Here is an 11,351-nt window from a genome sequence, read left to right on the forward strand (position 1 = left end):
ATCAGGAAGTTCTAGTTGGCACTGTTCAGGGGGTTCTTGACGTCGACGAGCACGTCGTCACCATCGAGGCGCACCGGGTAGACCGGGACCGGGTCGTACGCGGGCAGGCTGGTCGGCACGCCGGTGCGCAGGTCGAACCGGGAGCCGTGCAGCCAGCACTCGATCTCGCAGTCGCCGACGTCGCCCTCGGACAGCTGGATCTGTGCGTGGGAGCACTCGTCCCGCACCGCGAAGACCTGCCCGCAGCTCTTCACGATCGCCACCTCCACACCGCCGACCTCGGCCGCGATCACGCCTTCGTCCGGTACGTCGGCCAGTGCGCAGGCGCGCTCGAAACTGTCGCTCATCAGACGTTGGTTGCCTCTGTGAGGGCCGCTGTCCTGGCCAGCTTCTGCTCGATCACCTCGTGCAGGTGCTCGGCGACCTCGGGGACACCGATCTTGGCGATGATGTCGTTGAAGAAGCCGGACACCACCAGGCGCCGCGCCTCGTCCTCGGGGATGCCGCGGGCCTGCAGGTAGAACAGCTGCTCGTCGTCGAACCGGCCGGTCGCCGAGGCATGCCCGGCGCCCTCGATCTCGCCGGTCTCGATCTCCAGGTTCGGCACCGAGTCGGCACGCGCCCCGTCGGTCAGGACCAGGTTCCGGTTCAGCTCGAAGGTGTTGGTGCCCTCGGCCGCCGCGCGGATCAGTACGTCGCCGATCCACACCGAGCGGGCGTGGTCACCGGCCAGCGCGCCCTTGTAGAGCACGTTGCTCTTGCAGTTGATCGCCTCGTGGTCGACGAAGAGCCGGTTCTCGTGGTGCTGACCCGACTCGGCGAAGTACACGCCGAGGAGTTCCGCGTCGCCGCCAGGCCCGGAGTACCGGACGTTGGTGGAGAGCCGGACGACCTTGCCACCGAGGGTGACGGCGACGTGGTTCAGCTTCGCGTCGCGACCGACCACCGCGTCGTGCTGCGCCACGTGGATCGAGTCGGTATCGCCCTGCTGGATCGACACGACCCGCAGCTCGGCCCCGTCGCCCACGACGATCTCGACGTTCGAGGCCAGCTCACCGGCGCCGGTGTGGTCGACGATCACCGTGCCGCGGCTGTGCCGGCCGGCCTCGATCACCAGGTGGCCGAAGCCGCGCCCGCCCAGCCCGGCGATGTTCACGTGGATCGCTTCGGACAGCTCGGCCTCGGCCGGGATCCGCACCGCGGTGGCCTTCTCAGCGTGCTTCCACGCGACCGCGGCGACCCGGTCCTGCGGCTTGCCGGCCTTGACCGCATCGGGTGCCACAGTCTCGACCACGACGCCGGCAGGTGCCTGCACATCGGGCTTGACGGTCTCGGTGCCGGCCTCGTCGGCGAACAGGGCCTTGAGCGCCTTCACCGGGGTGAAGCGCCACTCCTCCTCGCGCCCGTTGGGCACCGGGAAGTCGGCCACGTCGTACGACGTGGTGCGCTCGTTCCGGGCCTGCAGCGGCACCGGCGATCCTGGCCCGTGAGAGTGGCCCTGATTGCCGGTGGCGACCAGGGTTTCGGTGGCTGACATCAGCCGACGGCCCCTTCCATCTGCAGCTCGATGAGTCGGTTCAGTTCCAGCGCGTACTCCATCGGGAGCTCGCGGGCGATCGGCTCGATGAAGCCGCGGACGATCATCGCCATCGCCTCGTCCTCGGCCATCCCCCGGCTCATCAGGTAGAACAGCTGGTCATCGCTGACCTTGGAGACGGTCGCCTCGTGCCCCATCGCCACGTCATCCTCGCGGACGTCGACGTACGGGTAGGTGTCCGAACGGCTGATCGTGTCGATCAGCAGCGCGTCACAGCGCACCGTGGACTTGCTGTGGTGGCTGCCCGGCGCGACCTCGACGAGCCCCCGGTACGACGTCCGGCCGCCGCCACGGGCGACCGACTTCGAGATGATCGAGCTGGAGGTGTACGGCGCGTTGTGCACCATCTTCGAGCCGGCGTCCTGGTGCTGACCCTCGCCCGCGAACGCGACCGACAGGGTCTCGCCCTTGGCGTGCTCGCCCATCAGGTAGACGGCCGGGTACTTCATCGTCACCTTGGAACCGATGTTGCCGTCGATCCACTCCATCGTCGCGCCCTCCTCGCAGGTGGCGCGCTTGGTGACCAGGTTGTAGACGTTGTTCGACCAGTTCTGGATCGTCGTGTAGCGGCAGCGGGCGCCCTTCTTCACGATGATCTCGACCACCGCGGAGTGCAGCGAGTCCGACTTGTAGATCGGCGCGGTGCAGCCCTCGACGTAGTGCACGTAGGCGTCCTCGTCGACGATGATCAGGGTCCGCTCGAACTGGCCCATGTTCTCGGTGTTGATCCGGAAGTAGGCCTGCAGCGGGATGTCCACCTTGACGCCCTTGGGCACGTAGATGAACGAGCCGCCGGACCAGACCGAGGTGTTCAGCGCGGCGAACTTGTTGTCGCCGACCGGGATGACGGAGCCGAAGTACTCCTGGAAGAGCTCCGGGTGCTCCTTCAGGCCGGTGTCGGTGTCGAGGAAGATGACGCCCTGCTCCTCCAGGTCCTCGCGGATCTGGTGGTAGACGACCTCCGACTCGTACTGCGCGGCGACGCCGGCGACCAGGCGCTGCTTCTCCGCCTCGGGGATGCCCAGCTTGTCGTAGGTGTTCTTGATGTCCGCGGGCAGCTCGTCCCAGCTGGTCGCTTGCTTCTCGGTGGAGCGGACGAAGTACTTGATGTTGTCGAAGTCGATCCCGGACAGGTCGGCACCCCACGACGGCATCGGCTTGCGGTCGAAGAGCTTCAGGCCCTTCAGCCGCAGGTCCAGCATCCACTCCGGCTCGTTCTTCAGCGTCGAGATGCCCCGCACCACGTCGGTGCTGAGGCCGCGCTTCGCGACGGAACCGGCAGCGTCACTGTCGGACCAGCCGAACTTGTACGTGCCGAGCCCTTCGAGCTCAGGGTGAGCGGTTTGCGTCATCGTGCAGTCCTCGCAGATTCGCCGTCGGATACAGGGGAAACCGGCTGGGAGCCGGGAATGTGCGTCGTGCAGACACCGTCGCCGTGGGCGATGGTGGCCAGTCTCTGGACGTGCTTGCCGAGCAACCGCGAGAACACCTCGGTCTCGGCCTCGCACAACTGGGGGAACTGCGCGGCCACATGCGCGACCGGGCAGTGGTGCTGGCACAACTGCTCGCCGGCACCGGCTTGCAGGGTAGAGGCGGCGTACCCGTCCCCGGTCAGCGCCTGGGCGAGCACCTCCGCCTCCTTGCCCTCGGGCGCCAGGTCCAGCAGCGCCCGGTACCGCTTCTCCAGCTCGCCCACTCGTTGCCGGGCGAACGCCACGACGGCGTCGTCGCCGCCGGCCTCCGCGATGAAGCGCAAGGCCGTGGCGGCCAGGTCGTCGTAGGCCTGGTGGAACGCGTGCCGGCCGGTGTCGGTCAGCACGAAGACCTTGGCGGGACGCCCACGGCCGCGGGGGCCGTAGACGCGCTCCTCGCGGCTCTCGACCAGGCCCTCTTCGAGCAGGTGGTCGAGGTGCCGGCGGACCGCCGCCGGGGTGAGCTCGAGCCGCTCGGCCAGCACCGCGGCGCTGGACGGCCCGTTGGTCAGGATCGAGCGGGCGACCCGGTCCCGGGTGGACTCGTCCCGCGCGACAGCGGTGCCCGAAGGCACGGAGCTGCTCTGCGCAGGAGTTTTCACAACATCAGTGTCACCTAATTCCCCGGACCCTTCAAATAAGGCTCCCCTAACCGGTTCACAGCCTGCCGCCTGGTGTCGGGGGCGACCGTGAGGAGCGTCACGTCCGGGCGTTTCTGAGTGGGCCTCCGGGGTCCCATGCGCCGGAGGGGACCCCGGAGGGCCCACCTAGACTGCGTACGTGCCAGTCGCGGTGGAGATCGACAACCTCGTTGTCCGGTACGGCGAGAAGACCGCGGTCGACGGCCTCACTCTCACCGTAACCGGCGGAACAGTGACGTCCGTGCTCGGCCCCAACGGGGCGGGCAAGACCACCACGATGGAGACCTGCGAGGGGTTCCGGCGCCCCGACGCGGGCCAGGTCCGGGTGCTCGGGCTGGACCCGATCGCGGACCACGACGCGCTGATGCCCCGGATCGGGGTGATGCTGCAGGAAGGCGGCGCCTGGTCCGGCGTCCGTGCCCTCGAGATGCTCCGCTACGTCGCCTCGCTGCACTCGCACCCGCTGGAACTCGCGCCGCTGGTCGAACGGCTCGACCTCGGCACCTGCGGACGGACGCCGTACCGCCGGCTGTCGGGTGGGCAGAAGCAGCGGCTGTCGCTGGCGCTGGCGATCGTCGGCCGCCCGGAGGTCGCGTTCCTGGACGAGCCCACCACCGGGCTGGACCCGCACGGCCGCCGGGAGATCTGGCAGTTGCTCCGCGATCTGCGCGACGACGGGGTCACCGTGGTGCTGACCACCCACGCGATGGACGAGGCCGAGCAGTTGTCGGACCAGGTGCACGTGGTGTCCGCCGGCAAGGTGATCGCCTCCGGCAGCCCCGACGTGCTGACCGAGCACGGCGCCAAGTCGCTCGAGGACGTCTACCTGGCGCTGACCGCGCCGCCCGCCCGGGAGAAGAGATGAGTACTACGTACGCCCCGCGGCCGGGCTCGGCTCCTTGGCCGCGGAAGGTGTTCTCCCACGCGGTGATGGAGTTCCGGCTGCTCCTCCGCAACGGGGAGCAGTTGCTGCTCGCACTGGTGATCCCCCTGGGCCTGCTGTTCCTTCTCGGCGGCACTGGTCTGGGTGATCGGCTCCCGCTCGGCGACGGGCCTGCCGTGGACCTGGCGGTCCCCCGCGTGCTCGCACTGGCCGTGTTGTCGAGCTCGTTCACCTCGCTGGCGATCGCGACCGGCTTCGAGCGGCGGTACGGCGTGATCAAGCGACTGGGCGCCTCTCCCCTGTCCCGCACCGGCTTGCTCGCCGGGAAGATCGGCTCGGTGCTCGCGATCGAGCTCATCCAGCTGGCCGTGCTGATCGGCGCCGGGTTCGCCCTCGGCTGGAATCCGGTCGGTGGGGTCGCCGCTGTCTTCGGCGTGATCCTGATGGTGCTGTGCGGCACCGCCGCCTTCGCCTCGCTCGGCCTGCTGATGGCCGGAGTACTGCGAGCCGAGGCGACGCTGGCCGCGGCGAATCTGCTCTACCTGCTGCTCCTGGTGGGCGGGGCGATCATGACGCCGGTGGAGGAATACCCCGAGGGCATGCAGGGCGTAGTACGGCTGCTGCCCAGTGCGGCGCTCGCTGATGGGCTGGCGAACTCAACGGTGGAAGGGGTCGTTCCGTGGGCGGCTGCGTTGTCCCTGGCGCTCTGGGCGGGGGTCCTGGGATACCTGGTGTCCCGGACCTTCCGCTGGGACTGAGCAGACCCTTCTCTAGAGTGTGCCGGTGACCTTGGAGAGCCCGACCCGCGAGACCGAGCCCGTCACTGGATTCTGGCGACTGGTGCCAGAGCCGAGCCTGGACGTCGTCCGCCGCTGGGGCTGGGCCTCGGTGGTGGCGAACATCGGCATCGTGGTGACCGGCGGCCTGGTCCGGCTGACCGGTTCGGGGCTGGGCTGCCCGACCTGGCCGCAGTGCACCGACTCCTCGTACGTGCCGCACAGCGCGCTCGGCATCCACGGGGCGATCGAGTTCGGCAACCGGCTGCTCGGCTTCGTGGTCGCCGTGATCGCGATCATCACCTGGCTGGTGGTGATGCGGTACCGGCCGAAGCGGACCGACCTGCGCCGGCTGGCGACCGCCGCCGCGCTGGGCATCCCGCTGCAGGCGGTGATCGGCGGGATCAGCGTGCTCACCGGGCTGAACCCGTGGATCGTCTCCGCGCATTTCCTGGTGTCGCCGATCATCATCACGCTGAACGTGTCGATGATGCGCCGGTCGCGAACGAGCCCCTACCCGCACACTCCCCCGGTGGTCCGGGCGCTGGCGACCGCCGCCGTGGTCGCCGTCTGGCTGACTGTTGCCCTCGGCACGCTGGTCACCGGCTCCGGTCCGCACTCAGGTGATCCCGAGACCGGGCGGAACGGGCTGAACGAGACGCTGATCAGCCAGTTGCACGCGGACATCGTGTTCGGGCTGCTGGGCATCACGATCGCCTTGGTGATCGCCACCCGGGTCACCGCGACTTCCCGCACCTTGCGGAAGCTCGCCGCCTGGTTGCTGGCGATGGAGCTCCTGCAGGGCGTGGTGGGCTTCACGCAGTACTTCACGGGGCTGCCGTGGGGGCTGGTGCTCATCCACATGTTCTTCGCCGCCGTGCTGATTGCCCTGGTCACCGCCGTGTACGGCGAACGCGGCACGCCGGCCACCTGAGCCTGCGAGCGTGAAGGGACCCGGAGCGCCCGGCCCGGTGAGATAGCCGGACGCTCCGGGTTGTCTCAGTGCTTCACCTTGTAGATGGCGCCTGGGCCGAAGAGCGGCGACGAGACGTAGACGTCGCCCGACCTGCTGATCGCCGTCCCACCGGGCAGGAGCAGCTTGTTCTTGGCCAGTTCCTTCTTGAAGCCGGCCTTGTGGTGCTTACCCGGGTACTGAAGGAACAGCGAACCGAGCACCGGGTTTCCGCCACCCAGCTCGAACTGGAGCCAGCTGATCTTCGCCAGCTCGACGACCGCCAGCGTGCCGCGCTTCCCACCGGCCAGATCGACAATCGACGTGTACCCGTCGGCGTACCGTTGGCACTTGCCCTTGTACGGCTTGGCGGGGTCACACACGGCGCCGTACGAGCCGGGCTTGATCCGCCAGATCTGGGACGTGCCGGGCGTCGCCGGGAAGCCGCGGAGCTCACCCACGTACCAGTAGCCGTCCGAGCCGACTGTGACGGACGTCGCGACCGCCTCGCTCGGGAGCGGCGTACCGGCCGGCGGGGAGCCGGGCGGCAGGCCGGCCGGGGCCTTGACCGTGCGCGGCTTCAACCGCGCGACGGTCTTGATGTGACCGTTCGGCCAGACCCTGAGCAGGTCGTTGTTGGCGGCGTCGCTCACCAGAACCGTGCCGTCCTTCAGCGCCGCGACACCGAACGGGTTCGACTCGGTCGGGCTGTCGGCCAGGTTGTACGGATCCGGGTCCGTCAGCTGGTACTTGCCGATGTCCGCGACCTTCACCGGCGACTTGCCCGGCCGCAGCCGGTACAGCGTCGCACCGCCCGGCGGGAGCGGCTGACCCGGCTCACCTCCGGCACCGGTCAAGGCGTACGTGACGCCCCGGGCGTTGGTGTCGATGGCAGGCGCGAAGCCGCCCGGCACCTGGCCGAGCTTGCGGATCCGCTTGCCGTTCGCCCAGGCTTCGTACACGGAGCCGTCGCCGACGCTGTAGATGATCTTCCCGCCGTGCGTCGCGACGCCGCGCGGCGAGATCAGGTTGGTGACGACCGGTTTCAGGCTGCTGCTGTGCTTGCCGGTCGCCTCCGCCGGACCGGTGACGACCAGGACCGAGCCGATCAACGCAACCGCCGACAACGCGGCCAGGCGTGCTGTTCTTCCCCCCACTGTTACCCCCTCGTTCCCCGTCCCCCCAGGGTGGAGCCGTCCCCCACGGACACCTCATCGCAACACCCCGAGTGGCTGAGGTCAACGGGAGGAACTCCCCGCCACCACTCGTGTACCGACGGCGAAATCCTTGTACCGCAACGGTTTGTGCGGGGTCACGCACCCTCAGTGCTTGCGGATTTCGATGCCGTGAGCAATGAACCGTCGCCGTTCAGGCGTCGGAGGCAACCAAAATCGGGCCCGGTCGGGCAGCGGATCCGGGAGCGGGTCAGCGCAGCAGCGGGTCGATGGCAGCGGCGATGAAGAGTAGCGCCAGGTAGATGTTGGAGAAGTGGAACAGGCGCATCGGGCGCAGCGCCGCGCCCTCGGCGCCCGTGTTCGCCCGGGCCAGCAGGGCGAACGCCTCGCGGAGGAAGACGACGCCCAGGATCACGGCCGCCAGCGGGTAGACCCAGCCGGTGCCGCCGACCGGCCAGAGGGCCATCGAGGTGATCACCATGACGATGCTGTAGGCCAGGATCTGCCGGGCCGTGGCGACCGGAGTGGCGACCACGGGGAGCATCGGCACGTCCACCGAGGCGTAGTCCTCGCGGTACCGCATCGCCAGCGCCCAGGTGTGCGGCGGCGTCCAGAAGAACACCACGGCGAAGAGCACCAGCGGGGTCCAGGCCAGCTTGCCCGTCACCGAGGTCCAGCCGATCAGGGTCGGGAAGCAGCCGGCGATCCCGCCCCAGACGATGTTCTGCACGGTCCGGCGCTTCAGCACCATCGTGTAGCCGAAGACGTAGAACGCGTTCGCGGCCAGCGCCAGGAACGACGACAACCAGTTGACCAGCAGGCCGAGCTCGAGCGTGGCCAGCACGCCGAGCGCGATGCCGAAGATCGTCGCCGAGCGCGGGCTGACCGCGTGCCGGGGCAGCGGGCGGCGCCGGGTCCGGCGCATCTGCTCGTCGATGTCGCGGTCGAGCACGCAGTTGATCGTGTTCGCGCTGCCGGCGGCGAGGATCCCGCCGACCAGGGTCGCGGCGACCACCCCGAGCCCGGGCACCCCGCCCGCGGCCAGGAACATCACCGGCACGGTGGTGATCAGCAGGAGCTCGATGATGCGCGGCTTGGTCAGACCGACGTACGCCTTGATCACGTCGCGCACCGACGGACCGGTCACCTCGTGGGATGGGTCTGCCGGGAGCGGCGCCGGGTACGACGTCGTCGCGGCTGGACGCGGATCGACGGCCGTCACGAACACCTCGAACTGAGTGGGTTGACGCCGGGGACCGGCGCTGACGGTTCGACAGTCTACGACGCCCCGTAGGAGCCCCACGCACCCACCCGTACCGGGGTGTCGGGCCGGTCCGACGGACAACCGTGCGGCCCTGGTGACGCGACCGTCGGACAGCGGTGATCCCGGCGTGGGACAAGAGGCATGGACGCCGGCCGGAGGGGCACCGATGTGATGTGCGGGACGCCCGGGCCGAGCCGGGAACAAGAGCGGCCCCCGCCGGGTTTGCGAGGTATGGAAGGCAGAGAGCGACCGGGCGAGTAGGCTCGCTCACGGTGACGCGCGGGGGCGCGATCGGCGTGGGACCAGCTGGTCCGGCCGGCCCCTCGGACGCCATCCAGGACGTGTTCGAAGCCATCGAGAGGAGCGCCGCCGGCGTGACGGAGAAGACCAGCCCCAAGCTTGACTGGACCGAGATCGACAAGCGTGCGGTCGACACCGTGCGGGTCCTCGCGATGGACGCGGTGGAGAAGGTCGGGAACGGCCACCCCGGTACCGCGATGAGCCTGGCCCCGGCGGCCTACCTGCTGTTCCAGAAGGTGATGCGGCACAACCCCGCGGACCCGAGCTGGGCCGGTCGCGACCGGTTCGTGCTGTCCGCGGGCCACTCCAGCCTCACCTTGTACATCCAGCTCTACCTGGCCGGCTTCGGTCTCGAGCTGGATGACCTGAAGTCGCTGCGCGTGTGGGGCAGCCTGACCCCGGGTCACCCCGAGCACGGCCACACCAAGGGCGTCGAGACGACCACGGGTCCGCTCGGCCAGGGCGTCGGCAACGCGGTCGGGATGGCGATGGCGGCCCGCCGCGAGCGCGGCCTGTTCGACCCGGAGACGCCGAAGGGCGAGAGCCTGTTCGACCACCAGATCTACGTGATCGCGTCGGACGGCGACCTGGAGGAGGGCATCTCCTCCGAGGCCTCCTCGCTGGCCGGCCACCAGAAGCTCGGCAACCTCACGGTGATCTACGACGCCAACAAGATCTCGATCGAGGACGACACCGACATCGCGTTCTCCGAGGACGTGGCGGCCCGCTACGCGGCGTACGGCTGGCACGTCCAGGACGTCGACTGGACCAACCGCGGCACCGGCTACGAGGAGAACGTCGAGGCCCTGTACGACGCGATCCGGGCGGCCGAGGCGGTCACCGACAAGCCGAGCTTCATCCGGCTGCACACGATCATCGGCTGGCCCGCCCCGAACAAGCAGAACACCGGCAAGATCCACGGCTCCGCGCTCGGCGCCGAGGAGGTGGCCGCGACCAAGAAGGTGCTCGGCTGGGACCCGGAGCTGACCTTCCAGGTCGCCGACGACGTGCTCGCGCACAGCCGCCAGGCGCTGGAGCGCGGCAAGTTGCTCGAGGACGAGTGGAACACCGGGTTCGACGCCTGGAAGGCCGCATCGCCCGAGCGGGCCGCCCTGTTCGCGCGGCTGGCGAAGCGTGACCTGCCGGCCGGCTGGAAGGACGCGCTGCCGAGCTGGGACGCGGACGCCAAGGGCGTCGCGACCCGGGCCGCCTCCGGTGAGGTGCTGACGAAGCTCGCGCCCGAGCTGCCCGAGCTCTGGGGCGGCTCGGCCGACCTCGCCGGTTCGAACAACACGACGCCGAAGGGCCAGCCGTCCTTCATCCCCGCCGAGTTCTCCACCAAGGAGTTCCAGGGCGACGAGTACGGCCGGGTCCTGCACTTCGGCATCCGCGAGCACGCGATGGGCTCGATCCTGAACGGCATCGCGCTGCACGGCGGCACCCGTCCGTACGGCGGCACGTTCCTGGTCTTCAGCGACTACATGCGCCCGGCGGTCCGGCTGGCCGCGCTGATGAAACTGCCGGTCACCTACGTCTGGACGCACGACTCGATCGGCCTCGGCGAGGACGGCCCGACCCACCAGCCGGTGGAGCACCTGGCCGCGCTGCGGGCGATCCCGGGCCTCGACGTGGTCCGCCCGGGTGACGCCAACGAGACCGCCGCCGCCTGGGCCGTGATCCTTCAGCACAAGGACCGCCCGGCCGGGCTGGCCCTGACCCGGCAGAACGTGCCGACCTTCCCGCGCGGTACCGACGGCTTCGCGACCACCGAGAACGTGGCCAAGGGCGGGTACACCCTGCTCGACACCGAGGGCACCCCGGACGTCGTCCTGATCGGCACCGGCTCCGAGCTCCAGCTCGCCGTCGAGGCCCGCAACACGCTGGCCGAGCAGGGCATCAAGGCCAGGGTCGTGTCGATGGTGTCGCGCGAGTGGTTCGACGAGCAGGACGACGCGTACCGCGACTCGGTGATCCCGCCGCAGGTCCGGGCCCGGGTCTCGGTCGAGGCCGGGATCGCCCTGACCTGGCGCGAGATCGTCGGTGACGCCGGCCGCAGCGTCAGCCTGGAGCACTACGGCGCTTCGGCCGACTACCAGCGGCTGTACACGGAGTTCGGCATCACCGCCGAGGCCGTCGTCCAGGCCGCGAAGGACAGCATCGCCGCGGCCGCCGAGCTCGGTGGCTCCGGAGTGCCGGCCGGCCGACGGCCCGCCGGTCCGCTGGGTCCCGGTGACGACCCGGCGGTGAGCGCCGACCCGGACGCCGACGCCACCAACGAACGCAACTGAACC

At 69.7% G+C, this 11,351-nt stretch carries 10 protein-coding genes; 4 read left to right on the forward strand and 6 right to left on the reverse strand.

Annotated elements, in window-relative coordinates:
• Positions 1-11: 11 nt before the first annotated feature.
• The 4 genes from EV644_RS25450 to EV644_RS25465 are packed head-to-tail and all read right to left on the reverse strand — an operon-like array spanning position 12 to position 3,671.
• Positions 12-347, reverse strand: a complete 336-nt coding sequence (locus tag EV644_RS25450; RefSeq protein WP_132191238.1) for a non-heme iron oxygenase ferredoxin subunit — start codon at positions 345-347, stop codon at positions 12-14.
• On the reverse strand, positions 347-1,537 hold the full coding sequence (gene sufD, locus EV644_RS25455; protein WP_132191239.1) for a Fe-S cluster assembly protein SufD: 1,191 nt from the start codon (positions 1,535-1,537) through the stop codon (positions 347-349). The genes EV644_RS25450 and sufD overlap by 1 nt, the downstream gene beginning before the upstream one ends.
• Positions 1,537-2,949, reverse strand: coding sequence for a Fe-S cluster assembly protein SufB (gene sufB, locus EV644_RS25460; protein ID WP_132191240.1), 1,413 nt, complete (start codon positions 2,947-2,949; stop codon positions 1,537-1,539). The genes sufD and sufB overlap by 1 nt, the downstream gene beginning before the upstream one ends.
• Positions 2,946-3,671 (reverse strand): helix-turn-helix transcriptional regulator, encoded by a 726-nt coding sequence (locus EV644_RS25465; protein WP_370451455.1) that lies wholly within the window; start codon positions 3,669-3,671, stop codon positions 2,946-2,948. Before EV644_RS25465 ends, sufB begins: the two co-directional genes overlap by 4 nt.
• A 178-nt stretch (positions 3,672-3,849) precedes the next feature.
• Here EV644_RS25465 and EV644_RS25470 point away from each other — a divergent pair, with 178 nt between their 5' ends.
• From EV644_RS25470 to EV644_RS25480, 3 genes are read left to right on the forward strand one after another with little or no spacing between them, the layout of a single operon-like run.
• Entirely contained in the window at positions 3,850-4,575 is a 726-nt protein-coding gene (locus tag EV644_RS25470) for an ABC transporter ATP-binding protein (RefSeq protein WP_241998749.1), read from the forward strand.
• Positions 4,572-5,351 (forward strand): ABC transporter permease, encoded by a 780-nt coding sequence (locus EV644_RS25475; RefSeq protein WP_132191241.1) that lies wholly within the window; start codon positions 4,572-4,574, stop codon positions 5,349-5,351. Before EV644_RS25470 ends, EV644_RS25475 begins: the two co-directional genes overlap by 4 nt.
• A 25-nt stretch (positions 5,352-5,376) precedes the next feature.
• Positions 5,377-6,303, forward strand: a complete 927-nt coding sequence (locus EV644_RS25480) for a COX15/CtaA family protein (protein ID WP_132191242.1) — start codon at positions 5,377-5,379, stop codon at positions 6,301-6,303.
• A 65-nt stretch (positions 6,304-6,368) separates the two neighbouring features.
• On the opposite strand, the gene EV644_RS25485 is transcribed toward EV644_RS25480, so the two are convergent.
• Both EV644_RS25485 and EV644_RS25490 read right to left on the reverse strand, forming a co-directional pair.
• On the reverse strand, positions 6,369-7,478 hold the full coding sequence (locus EV644_RS25485) for a ScyD/ScyE family protein (protein WP_132191243.1): 1,110 nt from the start codon (positions 7,476-7,478) through the stop codon (positions 6,369-6,371).
• Between the two features lie 268 nt (positions 7,479-7,746).
• On the reverse strand, positions 7,747-8,718 hold the full coding sequence (locus tag EV644_RS25490) for a heme o synthase (RefSeq protein ID WP_370451457.1): 972 nt from the start codon (positions 8,716-8,718) through the stop codon (positions 7,747-7,749).
• Between the two features lie 416 nt (positions 8,719-9,134).
• Between EV644_RS25490 and tkt the strand changes: the two genes are divergently transcribed.
• Complete coding sequence (tkt, locus tag EV644_RS25495; protein ID WP_132191355.1) at positions 9,135-11,348, forward strand: transketolase; 2,214 nt, start codon at positions 9,135-9,137, stop codon at positions 11,346-11,348.
• The last annotated feature ends 3 nt before the right edge of the window (positions 11,349-11,351 follow it).

This window comes from Kribbella orskensis (assembly GCF_004342085.1).
GTDB classification, from domain to species: domain Bacteria; phylum Actinomycetota; class Actinomycetes; order Propionibacteriales; family Kribbellaceae; genus Kribbella; species Kribbella orskensis.

Coding starts and splice junctions, on each gene's coding strand:
- EV644_RS25450 (WP_132191238.1), bottom strand. CDS start 347: ATGAGCGACAGTTTCGAGCGCGCCTGCGCACTGGCCGACGTACCGGAC.
- EV644_RS25475 (WP_132191241.1), top strand. CDS start 4,572: ATGAGTACTACGTACGCCCCGCGGCCGGGCTCGGCTCCTTGGCCGCGG.
- sufB (WP_132191240.1), bottom strand. CDS start 2,949: ATGACGCAAACCGCTCACCCTGAGCTCGAAGGGCTCGGCACGTACAAG.
- sufD (WP_132191239.1), bottom strand. CDS start 1,537: ATGTCAGCCACCGAAACCCTGGTCGCCACCGGCAATCAGGGCCACTCT.